Genomic DNA, 17,540 nt, shown 5'->3' with positions numbered 1-17,540 from the left:
GGCGAGGAGTTCAGTGCCAGATCTTGACCGTGGCGCCGCGGGGGGCGCTGCCGCCCACCCCCGGCTCCTGCCGGATCACCCGGCGCAGCCCGAGCTCGCGGTGCACCTCGACCTTGAACCCGGCGTTGTGCAGGATCCGGCGGGCCTCCTCGATGTCCCGGCCGAGCACCGTGGGCACCGGCAGGGCGTCGGGGTTGTCGTCGTCGCGGCAGAAGGGGTTCCAGTCGCCGAGGAAGCCGCAGTCCTTCTTGTTGACGACCAGCTTCACCTTCTCGCCCCGCGACACCCCGGTGCCCGGCTGCGGATGCTGCTCCAGCACGATGCCCCGCGGCCGGCCGGGCTGGTCCCGCCTTTCGACCTCCACCTCCAGGCCCATCGCCCGCAGCTGGTTCTCGGCCTGCTCGGCGTCGGTGTTCACCACGTTCGGCATGGTCATGCCGGAGCTGACCACGATGCCCACCGGCTCGTCGGGGGAGTGCCGCTCGGCGGTGCGCGGGTCGGTGCGCACCACGTGTTCCTTGGGGACCGTCTGGGACGGCTCGCGGGTCACCTTGCCGACCTGGAACCCGGCCTTCTCCAGGATCTCCCGCGCCTCCTGCAGCGGCTTGCCGCGCACATCGGGAACCTCGATCGGCTCCCGGCCCTTGGACGGGGTCAGCGTGACCGACCCGCCCTTGGGGACCCGCTCGCCGGGGCCGGGGTCGGAGGCCGCCACGTGCCCCTTGGGCACCTTCTCGTGGTAGACGGGCGAGGCGACCTTCACCACGATGCCTTCGGAGCCCAGCGCCTGCCGGGCGTCCTCCAGTCGCATGCCGATGATGTCGTCGGGCACGTGGTCGTACTGCCCGGACACCTGGTACCAGACCGCCCAGCCGAGGATCACCGCGGCCAGCGCGCCGATCGCGATCAGCACATAGCGGCTGGTGGCCGCGCCGATCAGGCGGTCCATCGGGGTGGCCGGCGCGGCGTGCGGGGGCGGCGCGGCCGGCTCGGGCGGCGGCGGGGGCATCATCTCCGGCCCCAGCACCCGGGTCGGCGAGTGCACCGGCCCCTGCGGCGCGGTGGGCATGGGCAGCACCGAGGTGGCGGCCTGGGCGTCGCCGTCGGGCGGCAGCGCGGCGGCCACGTCCGAGACCGCCTTGAGGAACTGCCCGGCGTCCTGCGGGCGGCGCGCCGGATCATGGCTGGTCGCCAGCGTGACCAGGGTGTCGAGCTGGGGCGGCAGGCCCGGCACCAGGGTCGACGGCGGCGGCACGATCTCGTTGACGTGCTTGTAGGCCACCGCCAGCGGGGTGTCCCCGGTGTGCGGCTGCCGGCCGGTCAGCAGCTCGAACAGCATGATCCCGGCGGCGTAGACGTCGGAGCGGAAGTCGGCGCGCCCGGTCAGCACCTGCTCGGGCGCCAGATAGCCCACGGTGCCGATGATCAGGCCGGTCTTGGTCTGCTTGCCGGCGGTCTCGGCGCGGGCCAGCCCGAAGTCGGCCACCTTGACCTGGCCGTCCTCGGTGAGGAGCACGTTCTCGGGCTTGACGTCGCGGTGCACCAGCCCGGCCCGGTGCGCGGCGGCCAGCGCGGCCAGCACCGGCCGCATGACCTCCAGCGCCTCGCGGGGGTCCAGCCGCCCGCGTTCGGTCAGCAGGTCGCGCAGCGTCCGGCCGCGCACGTACTCCATCGCCAAGAACACGTGCCGGCCGTCGGTGCCCTGGTCGTAGACCGCCACCACATTGGGGTGCGACAGGGCCGCGGCCGCCTTGGCCTCGCCGATGAAGCGCCGCACGAAGTCCTCGTCCTGGGCGAGGTTGGCGTGCATCACCTTCAGCGCGATCTGCCGATCGAGCTTGGTGTCGCGGGCCACGTACACCGTGGCCATGCCACCTCGGGCGATCCGGGACTCAATGCGGTAGCGCCCGTCGAGCAGCTGCCCGACGAGGGGATCGGCAACCGTGGTGTCCATCGCAGTGAGTGTACGGGCGTTTGGGTCCGTGCCTCATCAGCCCGTGGTATGAAGTACGAACGGGGGCTTCCGTCCCGCCGGTTCTGCGGGCCGGTCAGGGCGCGCTGAGGCCCTCCCAGGGCGAGGACGCCTGGGCGTAGCGGCGCTTGGGAATGCGCCCGGCCAGGCGGGCCAGCCGCCCGGCCTGGACGGCGTGCCGCATCGCGACGGCCATCGCCACCGGCGACTGCGCCCGGGTCACCGCGGTGGCCAGCAGCACCGCATCGCACCCCAGCTCCATGGCCAGCGCCGCGTCGCTGGCGGTGCCCACCCCGGCGTCCAGGATCACCGGGACGTTCGCCTGCTCCACGATCAGCTCGATGTTGTGCGGGTTGCGGATGCCCAGCCCCGAGCCGATGGGGGACCCCAGCGGCATGACCGCCGCGCAGCCGACCTGCTCCAGCCGCCGCGCCAGCACCGGGTCGTCGTTGGTGTAGGGCAGCACCGTGAACCCCTCGTTCACCAGCCGCTCGGCCGCCTCCAGCAGCTCCACCGGGTCCGGCAGCAGCGTGTGCTCGTCGGCGATCACCTCCAGCTTGACCCAGTCGGTGCCCAGCGCCTCGCGGGCCAGCTTGGCGGTCAGCACCGCCTCCCCGGCGGTGAAGCAGCCGGCGGTGTTGGGCAGCACCGCGATGTTGCGGCGGCGCAGCACATCCAGCACCGAGCCGCGGGCGGCCGGGTCCACCCGGCGCATCGCCACCGTGGTCAGCTCGGTGCCGGAGGCCACCAGCGCCTCCTCCAGCACCTGCATGCTGGGCGCCCCGCCGGTCCCCATGATCAGCCGGGAGCCGAACGTCCGCCCGGCGATCACCAGCGGATCCCGGGCCGCCCCGGTGGCGATGTCCGCCGGGTCCGGTGCGCTCGTCGTGGTCACCTTCATCCTCCCTGCACCGCGGTCAGCACTTCGACGCGGTCGCGGTCGCGCACCGCCGTGTCGGCCCACTGCCCGCGGCTGACGACCTCGCCGTTGACCGCCACCGCGACCCCGGTCGTGGCCGCGGTGACCGACGCCACCACCTCCGCCACCGTGGTCCCCTCGGGCAGCTCCCGCTCCCGCCCGTTGACGGTGACCTTCACGCCCTCGCCTCCCCTGCGAACCGGTCGGCGGTGAACGGCGCGGCCTCGGGGGGCACCGTGCCGTCCACCAGGATCTCGGCCATGACGTCCGCGGTGATCGGGGTCAGCAGCACCCCGTTGCGGAAGTGCCCGGTGGCCAGAAACAGACCCGGCAGCGCGCTGGCGCCCAGCACCGGCGCGTTGTCCGGCGAGCCGGGGCGCAGCCCGGCCGACACCTCGGTGAACTCCAGCTCGGTGACGCCGGGCAGCAGTTCCCGGGCGTCCCGCAGCAGCTGCCACAGGCCGCCGGCGGTGACGGTGGTGTCAAAGCCCATCTCCTCCTGGGTGGCGCCCACCACCAGCTCGCCGTCCTCCCGAGGGACGAGATAGATCGACGAGCCCCGCACCACCCCGCGGGTGGTGCGCTCCAGGAAGGGGATCTTCGACCGCAGCCGCAGCACCTGGCCCTTGACCGGGCGCACCTGCGGCACCACCCCCTCCGGCAGGCCCTGCAGGTCGCTGCTCCAGGCCCCGGCGGCCAGCAGCACCATGTCGGCGCGCAGCTCCTCGCCATCCTCCAGCCGCACCCCGGCCGCCCTATCGTGCTCCACCAGCAGGTGCGTGGCGCGGCGGCGGACGATGCGCACGCCCTCCTTCTCGACGGCGGCCAGCAGCGCGGCGGTCAGCCGGCGCGGGTCGATCGAGCCGTCCTCGGCGGCCAGCAGCCCGCCGCGCACCGAGGGCGCCAGCATCGGCTCCAGCCGGCGGCACTCGCGGCCGCTCAGCGCCTCCACCGTCAGGCCCAGCGACTGCTGGAAGCGCCGCAGCTCCTCCAGGAACGCCAGGTCGTCGGAGTCGAAGGCGACCTGCAGCACCCCGTCGCCGCGGTACCCGGTGCGCCGCCCGGAGACCTCCTCCAATTCGGCCACGAAGGCCGGGTAGCGGTCTCGGGAGGCCAGCCCCAGCCGCAGCAGCGGCTCCTCCCCGTAGGTCACCTCGCTGACGGGGGTGAGCATCCCGGCGGCCACATGGCACGCCCCGCTGCCGGGCGCGGGATCGGCCACGGTCACCGTCGCTCCCCGGGCCGCCACCCGCCAGGCGGTGGCCAGCCCGATCACTCCCGCCCCGACGACCAGCAGGTCGCCGGGCCCGTCGGGGGTCGGCATCGGCATGCTCCCTTCGCCGGCATGATCCGGATCAGGTCCTGGCGGTCGGCGGCCCGTTCAGCCGCCCTCTCAGCCCGGTCGCACCGGGCTCCCGCGCTCGTCGCCCCTAGCCTATGCGTCCCGCTACCTCCCGGTTTGACCACCCCAAAGCATGTAAGTGCACGGGTATTAAGGTTTGCCTCCATGGAGCGCGTCATTGTGGTGGGCGGCGGGCTGGCCGGGGTCCGCTCCGTCGAGGCCCTGCGGGCCAAGGGGTATGAGGGCGAGCTGACCCTGGTGTCGGCCGAGCCGCACCCGCCGTATGACCGGCCGCCGCTGTCCAAGGCGGTCCTGATGGGCGACCAGGAGGAGACCACGGTCGACGCCGACTGGACGGCGCTGCGCTGCCGGCTGCTGCTGGGCGAGCGCGCCGGCGGCCTGCGCCTCGGCGAGGAGGGCGGCACGCTGGCGACCACCGCCGGCGACCTGCCGTTCGACGGGCTGGTCATCGCCACCGGCGCCACCCCCATCACACTGCCCGGCGACGGCCCCCAGCACGTGCTGCGCACCATCGACGACGCCCGGCGCCTGCGCTCGCAGCTGCGCGAAGGCGCCCGGATCGCGATCGTCGGCGCGGGCTGGATCGGCGCCGAGGTGGCCACCGCGGCGGCGGCCAAGGGCTGCGCGGTCACCGTCGTGGAGGCCGCCGACGCCCCGCTGGCGGGCCCGCTCGGCGCCGAGCTGGGGGCGCACACCGTCCCCTGGTACGCCGAGGCCGGCGTGGAGCTGCGCACCGGCGCCAAGGTCGCCTCCGTCGAGCCCGGCGCCCTGGTGCTGGCCGACGGCGACCGCATCGCCGCCGACGCGATCGTGGTGGGCATCGGCGTGCGTCCCGACCTCGGCTGGCTGGCGGGCTCGGGCCTGGAGGTGGACGGCGGCGTGGTCACCGACGAGACGCTGCGCACCGGTCACCCGCGGGTCGTGGCGGTCGGCGACTGCGCGTCCTGGTGGTCGCGGCGGTACCGGCGGCGGATGCTGGTGGAGCACTGGGACACCGCGCTGAACGCCCCCGACGTGGCGGCCGCGACCCTGCTGGGCCGGCCGGCCGTCTACGACCCGGTGCCCTACTTCTGGTCGGAGCAGTTCGGGCGGATGGTGCAGTACGCCGGGCACCACCCGATCGCCGAGCGCCTGGTCTACCGGGGCGACCCCACCGAGCGCCGCTGGGCCGCCTGCTGGTTCACCGGCGACCGCCTGGAGGCGATCTTGACCGTTGACCGGCCGCGCGACCTGGTGCAGGCCCGCCGGCTCATCGCCGAGGGCGCCCGGCTGGACGCCGCGGCCGTGGCCGACCCCGATACACCATTGCGCAAAGCAGTTCTCACCTGATGGTTTCAGAAGTGTGCGGGAGTGGTAGGCCAGGTGGCGTGACGCAGATGCAAGCCACAATGGAAAGCAGGCTCGACGCACACACCGACGCGCTCGTCGGGGAATGGCTCACACTGCAGGAGGCCGCCGAGAGGCTGGGCCTCAACCTCAGCCGGACCAAGCAACTCATCCGCGACCACAAGCTCCTGGGCGTCCAGCGCGAGGGCACCATCATGGTCCCCGCCGCCTTCATCCGCGGCGGGCAGATCCTCAAGGGCCTGCCGGGCACGCTGACGCTGCTGTCGGATGCCGGCTATGACAGCGTGGAGACCCTGCGGTGGCTGTTCACCGCCGACGACACCCTGCCCGGAACCCCCGTGCAGGCGTTGGCCGAGAATCGAGGGACCGAGATCCGCCGCCGCGCCCAGGCGCTGGCGTTCTAGACGGGCCGCCCCTTAAGGCGGCCCGGGAGGACCCCGTACATTGCCGACTCATCTGTTGTCCGATCGCGCCGTAGCGCTGCGGGCCCGGCTGGACCGGGCCCGCCTCTACCTGTGCACCGACGCCCGGGAGCGCCAGGGCGACCTGCCGGAGTTCCTCGATGCGGTGCTGGCCGCCGGGGTGGACATCGTCCAGCTCCGCCAAAAGGGCCTGGAGGCCCGCCAGGAACTGGAGTACCTGGAGGTCTTCCGGGACGCCTGCGACCGGCACGGAGCGCTGCTGGCGGTCAACGACCGCGCCGACGTGGCGTACGCGGCGCGGGCGGATGTGCTGCATCTGGGACAAGGCGACCTGCCGGTGCCGTACGCCCGCCGGATCGTGGGGGAGGACGTGCTGATCGGGCGGTCCACCCACAGCGACGAGCAGGCCGGCGAGGCCTCCGCCCAGCCCGGTGTGGACTACTTCTGCACCGGGCCGGTGTGGGCCACCCCGACCAAGCCGGGCCGTCCCGCGGCGGGGCTGAAACTGGTGGAGTACGCCGCCTCGCTGCGCGCCGGACGGCCCTGGTTCGCCATCGGCGGCATCGACGCCGGCAATCTCGACCGGGTGCTGGAGGCCGGTGCCCGCCGCATCGTGGTGGTCCGGGCGATCACCGAGGCCGACGACCCGGGCGCGGCCACCGCCGAACTGGCCCGCCGGCTGCGCCAGGCGCCGCCGCTGTGACCGATCTCACCGCCGGCCATCGGCGGCTCCTTGCGCCGGTGGCCGGCGGGAAAAGGGGGATCGGTCGTCGACCGCTCACCGGATGTCCGACAATTGACCCATGACGATCAGCCCTGACGAGGAGCGCCCCGTCGACCTGGTCGACGACGACGAGCTGGAGATCCTGCCCGACCAGACCGTCGATGACACCGACACCGGCTGGGGCCGGTGGCGGGACGACGATGACGACTCACGGCTGCTGGAGGAACGCCCCCCGCACTGGTGAGGATCCGTCCGATCAGACCCCGGGCAGCAGCACTCCCACGGTGAAGCCGGCCGTCACCACCACGGCCAGGGCCACCATCATCCGCCACCGATAGCGCGGGATGCCCTGCGGGCGGGGCCGGGGCGCCGGCGGCCGGCCCTCCCGCAGCGCCCGCACCAGCTGGGCGGCGGTGGGCCTGGCCGCGGGGTTCTTGTCCAGGCAGCCGAGCACCAGGGAACGCAGCGGCTCGGGCGTGCCGCCCAGCTCCGGCGAGCGGGCGACGATGCGGCGCATGACCGCCGCATCGGGTCCCGAGCCGAACGGGGGGCGCCCGGTCGCCGCGTAGACCATGGTGGCGCCCCAGGCGAAGACGTCGGCGGGCGGCCCGACCGGCTCGTCTTCGATCTGCTCGGGCGCCAGGTAGGCGGGGGTGCCGGCCGGGCCGGCAGCGCGCAGGGTGCGAGCGACGCCCAGTCCGATGACCTTGGCGCCGCCCCGGGCCAGCAGCACGTGCTCGGGTGTGAAGTTGCGGTGCACCAGGCCGGCCCGGTGGACGGCGGCCAGCGCCCGCGCGGTGCGCAGGGCCACCTTGTGCAGCCGCTCCTCCGGCAGCGGGCCGCGCTCGGCGACGACCTGCTGCAGCGAAGGGCCGGGCACGTACTCGCTGATGATGTAAGGGCGGTCGCCGCTCACCCGGGCGGCCAGGACCCGGGCGGTGTACGGCCCGGGCACCTGCCGGGCCGCGGCCACCTCCCGGGCGAAGCGGTCGCGGGCGCGGAGCCCGGCGCCGCGCCCTGCGCGCAGCACCTTCACGGTGACCAGTTCGCCGTCCTTTCCGCGGCCCAAATAGACCACGCCCTGCCTGCTCTCACCGAGCCTGCCCAGCAGCAGGCGGCCGCCCAGGCGGCGCGGGTCATCGGGGCTCAGCGGGGCCGTTTGCGGTTGCACGGCACGCTCCGGGTACGGGTTCGGACGAGGACGGACGATCTTTACCGGCTCTTTGTACCGTGTCGGCCCGCCCGATGTGCGGTAAAACGCACAGTAAAGCGCCTGTCAAGGCATCGAATGCCGCTTCGTCTCACCGGATCCGGCGGCACGTGCCGGATGTTCGGGACAGGCGTGAGCCTCCGGTGACGCCGCCAGGGCGTCACCGGTTCGATCGGCCCGTGCTCGTCCAGGCCGCCGGAGACCCGCCGCATCGCTCACGGGATCTTTTTCACCACGCGACCCAAGGGCGCCGCGGCGGGAGCCCCGGGGGCGTCCGCTTGGGTCAAGGCATCGCCTTTGATGGCGATACCCCGGCTGCGGCCTGCGCGGACAAGGCGTTGAAAAGGCCCACCTCGCCTGCGGGCCGCTCAGACCCGGCGGGCGGTGGCGGCGACCGCCAGCTCGGCCAGGGCCTGACGGGCGTCGGAGGCGATCGGCGCGGACCGCAGGGCCTCATAGGCCTGCTCGGTGTAGCGGTCGATCAGCTCCTCGCAGGCGGCCAGCGCCCCGCTGCCGTCGATGATCGAGCGCAGCTGCGCGATCCCCTCGGCGTCCAGCTCCGGGTCGCCCAGCCGGCTCTCGATGAACTCGGCCTCGGCGGGGGTGGCGCGCTCCAAAGTGAAGGCCACCAGGACGGTGCGCTTGCCCTCGCGCAGGTCGTCCCCGGCGGGCTTGCCGGTCTCGGCCGGGTCGCCGAACACCCCCAGCACGTCGTCGCGCAGCTGGAAGGCGATGCCCAGCGGGCGCCCGTAGGCGCGCAGCGCCTCCACCACCTCCGGGGTGCCGCCGGCCAGCTCGGCGCCCATGTGCAGCGGGCGTTCGATGGTGTACTTGGCGCTTTTGAACTCCACCACCGTCAGCGCCCGCTCCACCGTGCCGGCGCCGCGGGCGCTCTCCAGCATGTCCAGGTACTGGCCGCAGATCACCTCGGTGCGCATCAGGTCGAACACCGGGCGGCCGCGGCGCAGCGCCTCGGTGTCCAGCCCGCTGGTGTCGAACATCTCCGCCGACCAGGCCAGGCACAGGTCGCCCAGCAGGATCGCCGAGCCCTCGCCGAAGGCCGCCGCGCCGCCCCGCCAGCCGTGCTCGCGGTGCATGGCCTCAAAACGGCGGTGCGCCGACGGCTGGCCGCGCCGGGTGTCGCTGGCGTCCATGACGTCGTCGTGGATCAGCGCGCTGGCCTGCAGCAGTTCCAGCGAGGCCGCGGCGGCGGCGATGCCGGTGGCGGCCTCGATGTCCTCGCCACCGGCGGCCCGCCAGCCCCAGTAGCAGAACGCCGGGCGCAGCCGCTTGCCACCGGCCAGCAGCGCATCCAGCGCGCTGAGCAAAGGTGCCAGGTCATCACTGATCGCCAGCACCCCCGGACGCTGCCGATCCACGAAGGACAGCAGCGCGTGGTCGATTTCCTTGCGAACACGGCCAGCGGACATATCGATCACCCTAGTGAACCGGAGACGGGTGTTCTCACTCAGGTCGGGCCGAGCACCCCAGTTGACGACCGTGCCGCCCCGACCTGTCGATCATGGTCATTATGAACGTCAAGATGGAACGATCCGCAATAGCGGAAAGTGGGTTATTTCCCGCAACTGCCGATTCGACGATCCTCACACCTTACGGACAGGTCACGATGTGGTTTTTCTACGGGTACATTCCTGATCCGCTGCGGTGAGAACGCCGGCCGCCCGCCCCGTCCCCGCCGTGCGGGGCCGCGGGCGGCCCGAGACAGGTTCTGAAGATCGCACTAGCCTGGAGGGATGCGTCCTGTGTTGCCTGACCGCCCGCCCACCATCCGCGAGCTGCTCGCCGCCGGCGGCAAGTCGTTCTCCTTTGAGTTCTTCCCGCCCAAGACCGAGACGGGCATGCGCAACCTGTGGCGCACCATCCGGCAGCTGGAGGCGCTGCGGCCGACGTTCGTGTCGGTCACCTACGGCGCCGGCGGCGGCACCCGCGACAAGACCGTCGAGATCGTCGAGCGGATCGCCACCGAGACCACCCTCACCCCGGTGGCGCACTGCACCGCGGTCAACCACTCCGTCGCCGAGCTGCGCCACCTCATCGGCAGGTTCGCCGCGGTGGGGGTGCGCAACATCCTGGCGCTGCGCGGCGACCCGCCGGGCGACCCCACGGGGGAGTGGGTCAAGCACCCCCAAGGGGTGGAGTACGCCGCCGACCTGGTGCGCCTGATCCGCTCGGCCGGCGACTTCTGCGTGGGCGTGGCGGCCTTCCCCCACCGGCACCCGCGCTCGCCCGACGTCGAAAGCGACACCCGCCACTTCGTGGCCAAGTGCCGGGCCGGCGCCGACTACGCCATCACCCAGATGTTCTTCCGCGCCGAGGACTACTTCCGGCTGCGCGACCGGGTCGCCGCGCACGGCTGCCACGTCCCGATCATCCCGGGCATCATGCCGGTCACCCAGCTGAGCACCATCGAACGCTCCGAGCAGCTGTCGGGCGCGCCGTTCCCGCCGGAGCTGGCCGCCCGCTTCGAGGCGGTCGCCGACGACCCGGAGGCGGTGCGCCGGCTGGGCATCGAGCACGCCGCCGAGCTGTGCCAGGAGCTGCTGGACCAGGGGGCGCCGGGCATCCACTTCATCACCTTCAACAAGTCCACCGCGACCCGCGAGGTCTACGGGCTGCTGGACACCGGTGCCCACCGGCCCGCCCCGGCACCGGCCACGGCCACCGCCTGACGCGCCCCGCGTCGCGCGTCCCGGCTTTCTCGCGCTGAAGGGAGCGCCCTGCGGAAAGCCCGCCGGCCCGGCCGCCGCTGCCGTCTTATCACTCCGGGGAGACCGCCAGCGGCAGCCGGGCGCCCATCACCGCGTAGCGGGGACCGCCCCCGGGGAACTCGAAGTCGGGCAGCAGGTCGATCATCCCCACCGACCGGTAGAGCCGGCGGGCCCGGGTCTCCGGATCGCGGGCCAGCGTGGACAGCACCACGGTCCGCTCACTGCGGCCGGCGCACAGCCTGGTCAGCAGCGTCCGGCCCACCCCCCGCCCCTGGTGGGCGGGGTCCACGTGCAGTTCGGCGACCTCGAAGGCGTCCGACAGCCACTCGGCGGCAAATTGCGGGCCTCCCGCCTCGGTCAGCCCCTGGCGGACCACATCGTGCCACCACTGGCCGGGCGCCCCGTGGAAGCCGTAGGCGAACCCCAGGATCGTCGCGCCGCGCAGGAACGGGCGGCGCGTCTCGGCCACCAGCGCCCGGAACCGCGGGTAGGTGGCGTGCCGCTCCATGATCGAATACCGGCCCGGCAGCTGGTCCCGCGGCGGGTTCATCGCCGCCGCGTACACCTGCAGGATCGGGCCGAGGCGGCGCCGGAAGCCGCGCTCGTCCAGCTCGCGCACTCTGGGTCGGTCGGCCTGGTCAGCGTCGTCCACTCCGCCAGACTAGACCCGTTGGATCGTGCGGGGCGTGGCGATCAGCGCGGCGTGCAAGTCCCTGAGGATCTGCTCGGCCGCCTGCTGCAGCATCCGCCGGTTCTCCTCCAGCCGCTCGCCCCAGCTGCGGGCCTCGGGACCCAGCCAGGCGTCGGTGCCGTTGAGGGTCTTCAGCGGCGGGTCCAGCGCCCGCCGCAGCTGGTCGATGCTGCCGTAGGCGTCCCGGTAGGCGTGATAGAGCCGGGCGTACTCGGGGTTGGGCACCTCGCCCGGCGGCAGCAGCCGCGCGGTGGCCTGGTCGATGGGCGGTGGCACGGTCGGCGGCGGCGGTGGCGTCATATCGGCCTTCCGGGATGTCGGCCCTGCCGGGCCGTCGGTCTCCTCACTGCTCGGGGCGCTACCGCTGTTGCGGCACCGGCGCCAGCGGGCCCAGCAGGTCCAGCCGGTCCAGGGCCGCGTCGGTGCGGGGGCTGAAGTGGGCCTGCGACAGCACGTGAACGGCGATGTCGCGGACGCCGAGCCGGTCCGCCTCGGCCAGCAGCGCCTTCAGCCAGGCGGTGTTCATGGGCAGGTGGAAGCTGGCGGTGCCCAGCGACCGGCTGAGCGCCTGCAGCCGCTCCTCGTCCCCGGCCGCCCGCTTGATCAGCTCGGCGACCCCGGCCGGGCCGAGCCGGTCATACAGCTCCTCGGTGTAGTCCGGATCGTCGGCGGCCTGCTCCAGCCGCCGCCAGACCTCCTGGGGAATCGGCCCGCCTCCCTTGATGGCCCGTTCGATGGCCAGGGCGTCGGCACGGGCGGCCTTTTGGGCGGACGGCCGGTCGGGGAAGAGCCCGATGTCGTCACCGGCGCCCCTGGGCGTCGGTGACCTGCGCGGCGGCTCGGCCGTCCCGCCGCCCCCGCCCGCTCGCGGCACGCCCGGGGCGAACGGGGCCGCAGGGACGGGGCGGGGACCGCCCGCCGGGTCGGGGTGGGTGATGGCGTAGTTGTAGCGCCGGTGCAGCATGCCGAGCTGCTCGCCGACCCACACGCTGACCTCCTGCGCCCGCAGGTGCCCTGAGACGGGCACCCCGGGCGGCGGGGGATGGGCCTCCAGCCACCCGATGATCGCCCGGTTGGCGGCGGTCATCTGCTTGAGCAGGTGCCCCAGCGCATCGGGGTCGATCCCGCGGAACTGCGGGTCCCGTGCGGCGGGACCGCCGCGCATGCTCGCGCTCATGGCCGCTCCGATGCTGACGGACGGTTCGGGGCTCTCACCAGGCCCCAGCGGTGCGGCGGAGGGGCCGTACCGTATACGTCAGATTACGAGTGGTACGTGGCGATGACCAAGCATGCGCCGCGCTTCGGGACGGACCGGCCCTCAGGCGCCCTCCAGCGCCCGCTTCACCGCGGCCTCGTCACGGGCCACCACCGCCCGGCCGTCGTCGGTGATGATGATGGGCCGCTGGATCAGCACCGGGTGGGCGACCATGACCTCGATCCAGCGGGCCCGCTGGCGGGGCAGGTCCTTCAGCCCCAGCTCCTTGGCCACCGGCTCGTTCAGCCGGGCCACCTCCCAGGGCTCGGCGCCGATGGCGGTGAGCACCCGGTCGAGTTCGTCCGCCGTCGGCGGCCGGTCCAGGTAACGGCGTTCGGTGTAGGTCACGCCCGCCGCGTCGAGGGCGGCCTTGGCGGCGCGGCTCTTGGAGCAGCGCGGGTTGTGCCAGATCTCCATGCCGGGATTCTCTCGGGGCCGGGCGGACGCCGCGGCCCGCCCGGCCCCCGCCGTTCAGGCGCCGATGTCGGCCGGGGTGCCGCCGGTGATGCGCACCAGCTCTTCGAAGGAGGTGGGGAAGACGGTGTTGGGGTGACCGCCGGCCGCCCACACCACCTCGTGTTCGCGCAGCCAGGTGTCGACCAGCGTCCGGATCGGCGCCGGATGCCCGACCGGCGCCACCCCGCCGATCGGCTGGCCGGTGGCCTGACGGACGAACTCGGGGGAGGCCCGCCGCACCTTCCGCGCCCCGACCAGGGCGGCGGCCTTGGCGGTGTCCACCCGGTGCGCGCCGCTGGTCAAGATCAGCAGGGGGGCGTCGTCGGCGGCGAAGACCAGGCTGTTGGCGATGGCGCCCACCGGGCAGCCGAGCTTTTCGGCGGCGGCCTCGGCGGTGCGGACCGCCTCCGGCAGCTCCACGATCTGACCCTTGGCGCCCAGCTCCTTGAGGGCCGCGGCCACACGTTCGACGTTGGGATGCATGCCCAGCACCTTAAAGTCTGCGTTCACGCCCTCGGACCGGCGAATGGAACACCCGTCGCGAAGGGAATCCTTGCGGTGGGAGGTCGCGGATGGGGACACGGGCGCAGATGGCGGGATTCCTTCTGGCGGGCGGTGCCTTGGCGCTGTCCGGCTGCACGCAGGCGGGCACCACGGCGGTGAGCCGGCCCCGCCCGGCCGTGGCGACGGTCACCCCCGCCACGCCCGACCCCACGCCCACGCCCCCTCCCACGCTCAAGCCGGGCGCCCGGGGCGAGCACGTCAAGGCGCTGCAACGGCGGCTCAAGGAACTGGGGTACGCCCCCGGGCCCATCGACGGCCGCTACGGCAACCTCACGCAGATGGCGGTGTGGGCGTTCCAGAAGGTCAACCGCATCAAGGTGAGCGATACGGTCGGCGAGCGGATGTGGGCGGCCCTGGAGAACCCCAAGGCGCCGCGGCCGGTGTCCAAGCGGCGCGAGCCCGAGCGGGTGGATGTCGATCTGCGCCGCCAGTACCTGGTGGTCTACAAGGCCGGGCGGCCCGTGCTGATCTCTCACATCTCCTCGGGGTCGGGGGAGCACGTGCTGACCCCCACCGGGGACTTCCGCACGGGCCGGCGCGTCTCCGGCTGGGAGACCTCGCCGCTGGGACGGCTGTACAACCCGGTCTACTTCTACGGGGGCATCGCCTTCCACGGGTCGCTGAGCGTCCCCCGCTATCCGGCGTCGCACGGGTGCGTGCGGCTGCCGATGAACGTCGCCGAGGAGTTTCCCAAGCTCGTCGGCACCAACGTCCCGGTGCACGTGCGCCGTCCCGAGTGAGTTGTCCGGTTTTGTCAGACCCGGCTGGTGTACTGGGTCCCGCCACGGGCGAGCCGGGGCGTCCTCTATGGATGACCTGGTGAAAGTCGGTGTTCGAACGTATTGACGAACTGTGATGCGGGCGGTTTACTGAGAGTGCATCGAACTTGTGTTCGATGTGGCGCGGGGCTCGCGGCCCGCGCCAAGGGCACGCCCCGCCGCTCCAGCGGCGGGGCGTGACGGCCGGGCGGAGTGAGGGGAAGCTCTCCGCCCGGCCGGCCCGGAGCCGGAAGGAGGCAGGCGCATGTCCGGATCGACAGCCGCCGGGGGCGGGGCGGACCCCGCCGCCCGCCCGGCGAGCCCGCGCCCCCGCAGCGTCCCGTCGCCGCGGTCCGGTCACACCGTGCGCGGCCAGCTGGAGGCGGCCCGCATGTGCCTGGCCGAGGCGGCCGAGGCCACCTCGCCGGCCGTCCGCTACGTGTCGGCCCACCTGGCCGCCCTGCGCGCCGCCGCGGCCGTGCTGGCCGCCCGCCGGCCGCCGGACAAGCCCCGCCGGGGCCGGCCCCGCAGTGTCTGGGTGCTGCTGCCGGAGGCCGAGCCCGCGCTGCGGGAGTGGGCCGCCTTCTTCGCCGCCGGCGCCGACAAGCGCGCCGCCGCCGAGGCCGGCCTGCCCCGCGCCGTCACCCCCCGCGAGGCCGAGGAGCTGCTGAGCGACGCGGAGGTCTTCGTCTCCCTGGTGGAGGACACCCTCGGCGTCCCCGGCCAGACCGCCCTCCCCCTCCCGCAGACCAGGGCCGGCTGATCACGGCACTCCGGGGAGCGCCTCCGGCCTCCCCGGGCCGGCATCGCCTCCCCCTCCCCTCGGGCGATGCCGGAGCCCCCCGTGTCGGCGGGGCCGCGGGCCCCTGAGCGGCCCCGCCGACACGCCCTCCCCGCGGCCCGCCTTGCTGGCTGTGCGGTGTTTCGGGAGGTAAGGGGGGTGAAGGAGGGCTTTGCCGAGGCCAGTGGGTAACGTGGCCTCGGCATGGGAGTGGGTGGACGGGGCCCGGGCGGGCGGGGCGACCGGCGGGTCGTGCCGTTGCTGGCCTTTTTGGGCGTGATGGCGTACTCGCTGTCGATGGCGGTGGTGACCCCCGCATTGCCGCTGATCCAGCGGGATCTGCAGACCTCCGCCGGAGGGGCGGCGTGGGCGCTGACGGCGATGACGCTGTCGGCGGCGGTGGGGACGCCGGTGATCGGGCGGCTGGGGGACCTGTTCGGGCCGCGGCGGGTGCTGCTGGCGGTGCTGGCGGTGACCGTGGTCGGGATGGTGGTCGCCGCGTTGGCGCGTTCGCTGCCGCTGCTGCTGGCCGGCCGGGTGCTGGCGGGAGCGGGCGGCGGGGTGTTCCCCCTGGCGTACACGATCATCCGGGAGGTGAGCCCGCCGCACCGGACGGCCTCGGCGGTGGGGCTGATGTCGTCGATGCTGGGCCTGGGCGGCGCGGTGTCCTGGGTGATCGCCGGGCCGGTCATCGACTGGTTCGGCTGGCGGTGGCTGCTGTGGGTGCCGGTGGCCGGACTGGTGCCGGGGATGGCGGCGGCATGGTGGATCGTTCCAAGGTCGACCGGGCGGACGGGGGCGCGGATCGACTGGTGGGGCGCGGTGCTCTTTGCCGCCTGGATGGTCGGCGGGCTCACCGCGCTCACCCAGGCCCCGGCCCGGGGCTGGACCGATCCGCTGCTGCTGGCCCTGCTGGCGGCGGCCGCGCTGCTGGCCGCCTGCTGGCTGGCGGTGGAGTCCAAGGTGGCCGAGCCGCTGGTGGACCTGCGGGTGATGCGCATCCGCGGGGTGTGGACGGCCAACGTCGCCTCGGTCCTGGCCGGCTATGCGCTGATGGCCGGGGGAGTGCTGTTCCCCCTGCTGGTGCAGGCGCCCGCCGGCGGCGGCTTCGGGTTCGGCGGTTCGGCCACGCAGGCGGCGCTGCTGCAGCTGCCCGCCAGCGTGGGGATGACGGTGGCGGGATTCGCCGCCGGGGCGCTGGATGTGCGGATCGGCTCCCGCACGGTGCTGCTGGCCGGGGCGTCGATGGCGCTGGCCGGATACGGGTACGTGGCGTTCGCGCACGAGGAGATGTGGCAGCTGTACGCCGCGAGCACCGTCCGCGGGATCGGCCTCGGCCTGGCGTATGCGGCGGTCGCCAATCTGGTGGTCGCCGCCGTCCCGGCCGGGCAGACGGGGGTGGCCACCGGGGTGAACACGCTGATCCGCACGGTGGGGGCGTCGCTGGGGACCCAGGCCAGCGCCGCCATCATCACCGCCTCGGCGACGGCCGGCGGCACGCCGACCGAGGGCGGTTTCGTCGCCGGGTTCCTGGCGGCCGCCGCCACGATGGCGGCCGCGATGGTGTTCGCCCTGCTCGCGCCCGGAAGACGCGCCGGTCCGGCCGCCCGGCGGACGGGCCCGCATTGAGCGCCATGCGCCGCCCTTTCCCGCCCGGGCGGTTCCGGCGCTCAACCCTCCGGGAGGCGGCACCTCCCGCTCGGAGGAGTCCAGGGCGGCTCTCCCGTGAAAAGACGAACCGCCGCATCGCAGACCGCTCAAGCGGCCTGCGATGCGGCGGGTACGGCGGGAATCAGAAGGCCTCGACGGCGCGGCGGGCCTCCGGGTCGAGGACGCCCCAGCTGATGAGCTCCTCGGTCAGGTCGGCGGGGGACTTGTCGTAGATCACCGCCAGGGAGCGCAGGTCCTCCTGGCGGATCGACAAGACCTTGCCGTTGTAGTCGCCGCGCTGGCTTTGGATCGTGGCGGCGTAACGAGCCAGGGGGCCGGCCTTGTCCTTGGGAAGCTGCTGGAGCCGCTCCAGGTCGATCACCAGCTTGGGCGTCGGCCCCAGCGGGCTGGGCGAGGCCCCGCCCGGCAGCAGCTCCGAGACCGGCACGCCGTAGAAGTCGGCGAGCTCGGCCAGCTTCTGGACGGTGACGGCGCGGTCGCCGCGCTCATAGGAACCCACCACGACGGCCTTCCAGCGGCCGCGGGACTTTTCTTCCACGCCGTGCAGGGACAGGCCCTGCTGAGTACGGATCGCGCGCAGACGCGCGCCAAGAGCCTTAGCGTATTCAGACGGCATCGTTGCGGCCCCCCAGGCTCACTTTCGTCGTCAAAATCAGCTCGGTACCGGGGAGCGGCGGT

Annotated in this window: 20 protein-coding genes and 1 riboswitch; of the genes, 8 read left to right on the top strand and 12 right to left on the bottom strand. The window is 73.7% G+C overall.

Annotation, left to right across the window (positions count from 1 at the left end; translation table 11 throughout):
• Positions 1 to 10 precede the first annotated feature (10 nt).
• The 4 genes from pknB to thiO all read right to left on the bottom strand — a co-directional run bounded on the left by pknB (position 11) and on the right by thiO (position 4,215).
• Positions 11 to 1,954, bottom strand: a complete 1,944-nt coding sequence (gene pknB, locus TCUR_RS14970) for a Stk1 family PASTA domain-containing Ser/Thr kinase (protein ID WP_012853362.1) — start codon at positions 1,952 to 1,954, stop codon at positions 11 to 13.
• Positions 1,955 to 2,048: 94 nt separating this feature from the next.
• Positions 2,049 to 2,873, bottom strand: a complete 825-nt coding sequence (locus tag TCUR_RS14965) for a thiazole synthase (RefSeq protein ID WP_052305518.1) — start codon at positions 2,871 to 2,873, stop codon at positions 2,049 to 2,051.
• On the bottom strand, positions 2,870 to 3,070 hold the full coding sequence (gene thiS / locus TCUR_RS14960; RefSeq protein ID WP_012853360.1) for a sulfur carrier protein ThiS: 201 nt from the start codon (positions 3,068 to 3,070) through the stop codon (positions 2,870 to 2,872). The genes TCUR_RS14965 and thiS overlap by 4 nt, the downstream gene beginning before the upstream one ends.
• Complete coding sequence (gene thiO / locus TCUR_RS14955) at positions 3,067 to 4,215, bottom strand: glycine oxidase ThiO (protein ID WP_012853359.1); 1,149 nt, start codon at positions 4,213 to 4,215, stop codon at positions 3,067 to 3,069. Before thiO ends, thiS begins: the two co-directional genes overlap by 4 nt.
• A riboswitch (TPP riboswitch) is annotated at positions 4,207 to 4,320 on the bottom strand. It overlaps the preceding gene by 9 nt.
• 78 nt (positions 4,321 to 4,398) lie before the next feature.
• Here thiO and TCUR_RS14950 point away from each other — a divergent pair.
• The 4 genes from TCUR_RS14950 to TCUR_RS27120 all read left to right on the top strand — a co-directional run bounded on the left by TCUR_RS14950 (position 4,399) and on the right by TCUR_RS27120 (position 6,991).
• Complete coding sequence (locus tag TCUR_RS14950; RefSeq protein ID WP_012853358.1) at positions 4,399 to 5,583, top strand: NAD(P)/FAD-dependent oxidoreductase; 1,185 nt, start codon at positions 4,399 to 4,401, stop codon at positions 5,581 to 5,583.
• Positions 5,584 to 5,642: 59 nt separating this feature from the next.
• Positions 5,643 to 6,005: an Rv2175c family DNA-binding protein gene (locus tag TCUR_RS14945; RefSeq protein WP_041439812.1), complete on the top strand. Its 363-nt coding sequence runs from the start codon at positions 5,643 to 5,645 to the stop codon at positions 6,003 to 6,005.
• Positions 6,006 to 6,045: 40 nt separating this feature from the next.
• Entirely contained in the window at positions 6,046 to 6,726 is a 681-nt protein-coding gene (thiE, locus tag TCUR_RS14940) for a thiamine phosphate synthase (protein ID WP_012853356.1), read from the top strand.
• A gap of 100 nt (positions 6,727 to 6,826) precedes the next feature.
• Positions 6,827 to 6,991: a hypothetical protein gene (locus TCUR_RS27120; protein WP_012853355.1), complete on the top strand. Its 165-nt coding sequence runs from the start codon at positions 6,827 to 6,829 to the stop codon at positions 6,989 to 6,991.
• A gap of 12 nt (positions 6,992 to 7,003) precedes the next feature.
• Here the strand turns inward: TCUR_RS27120 and TCUR_RS14935 are convergent, their stop codons facing one another.
• Both TCUR_RS14935 and TCUR_RS14930 read right to left on the bottom strand, forming a co-directional pair.
• Entirely contained in the window at positions 7,004 to 7,918 is a 915-nt protein-coding gene (locus TCUR_RS14935) for a serine/threonine-protein kinase (protein ID WP_012853354.1), read from the bottom strand.
• A gap of 407 nt (positions 7,919 to 8,325) precedes the next feature.
• Entirely contained in the window at positions 8,326 to 9,387 is a 1,062-nt protein-coding gene (locus tag TCUR_RS14930) for a polyprenyl synthetase family protein (protein ID WP_012853353.1), read from the bottom strand.
• Between the two features lie 324 nt (positions 9,388 to 9,711).
• Between TCUR_RS14930 and metF the strand changes: the two genes are divergently transcribed.
• Positions 9,712 to 10,647, top strand: coding sequence for a methylenetetrahydrofolate reductase [NAD(P)H] (metF, locus tag TCUR_RS14925; protein ID WP_041439806.1), 936 nt, complete (start codon positions 9,712 to 9,714; stop codon positions 10,645 to 10,647).
• A gap of 88 nt (positions 10,648 to 10,735) precedes the next feature.
• Here metF and TCUR_RS14920 read toward each other — a convergent pair whose 3' ends face one another.
• From TCUR_RS14920 to TCUR_RS14900, 5 genes are all read right to left on the bottom strand, one after another.
• A complete protein-coding gene (locus TCUR_RS14920) occupies positions 10,736 to 11,338 on the bottom strand; it encodes a GNAT family N-acetyltransferase (protein WP_245536863.1) in 603 nt (200 codons plus the stop codon).
• Between the two features lie 9 nt (positions 11,339 to 11,347).
• Positions 11,348 to 11,677, bottom strand: a complete 330-nt coding sequence (locus TCUR_RS14915; protein ID WP_012853350.1) for a hypothetical protein — start codon at positions 11,675 to 11,677, stop codon at positions 11,348 to 11,350.
• Between the two features lie 58 nt (positions 11,678 to 11,735).
• The gene (locus TCUR_RS14910) at positions 11,736 to 12,554 is read right to left on the bottom strand and encodes a hypothetical protein (protein WP_012853349.1); all 819 of its coding nucleotides are present in this window, start codon (positions 12,552 to 12,554) and stop codon (positions 11,736 to 11,738) included.
• A gap of 141 nt (positions 12,555 to 12,695) precedes the next feature.
• Entirely contained in the window at positions 12,696 to 13,049 is a 354-nt protein-coding gene (locus TCUR_RS14905) for an ArsC/Spx/MgsR family protein (protein ID WP_012853348.1), read from the bottom strand.
• 54 nt (positions 13,050 to 13,103) lie between these two features.
• A complete protein-coding gene (locus TCUR_RS14900; protein ID WP_012853347.1) occupies positions 13,104 to 13,571 on the bottom strand; it encodes a YbaK/EbsC family protein in 468 nt (155 codons plus the stop codon).
• Between the two features lie 107 nt (positions 13,572 to 13,678).
• Between TCUR_RS14900 and TCUR_RS14895 the strand changes: the two genes are divergently transcribed.
• From TCUR_RS14895 to TCUR_RS14885, 3 genes are all read left to right on the top strand, one after another.
• On the top strand, positions 13,679 to 14,392 hold the full coding sequence (locus TCUR_RS14895; RefSeq protein ID WP_148233029.1) for a L,D-transpeptidase family protein: 714 nt from the start codon (positions 13,679 to 13,681) through the stop codon (positions 14,390 to 14,392).
• Between the two features lie 283 nt (positions 14,393 to 14,675).
• A complete protein-coding gene (locus TCUR_RS14890) occupies positions 14,676 to 15,173 on the top strand; it encodes an SAV_6107 family HEPN domain-containing protein (protein WP_012853345.1) in 498 nt (165 codons plus the stop codon).
• A gap of 222 nt (positions 15,174 to 15,395) precedes the next feature.
• A complete protein-coding gene (locus TCUR_RS14885; RefSeq protein WP_012853344.1) occupies positions 15,396 to 16,820 on the top strand; it encodes an MFS transporter in 1,425 nt (474 codons plus the stop codon).
• A 163-nt stretch (positions 16,821 to 16,983) separates the two neighbouring features.
• On the opposite strand, the gene bldD is transcribed toward TCUR_RS14885, so the two are convergent.
• Positions 16,984 to 17,478 carry a transcriptional regulator BldD gene (gene bldD, locus TCUR_RS14880; RefSeq protein WP_012853343.1) on the bottom strand — a complete coding sequence of 165 codons (495 nt, stop codon included), beginning with the start codon at positions 17,476 to 17,478 and terminating at the stop codon, positions 16,984 to 16,986.
• Positions 17,479 to 17,540 lie beyond the last annotated feature (62 nt).

Origin of the sequence: Thermomonospora curvata DSM 43183, assembly GCF_000024385.1 — a bacterium.
Lineage (GTDB): Bacteria > Actinomycetota > Actinomycetes > Streptosporangiales > Streptosporangiaceae > Thermomonospora > Thermomonospora curvata.
Note: the sequence above shows the minus strand (reverse complement) of the source record. Positions and strands in the feature narration are given on the sequence as shown.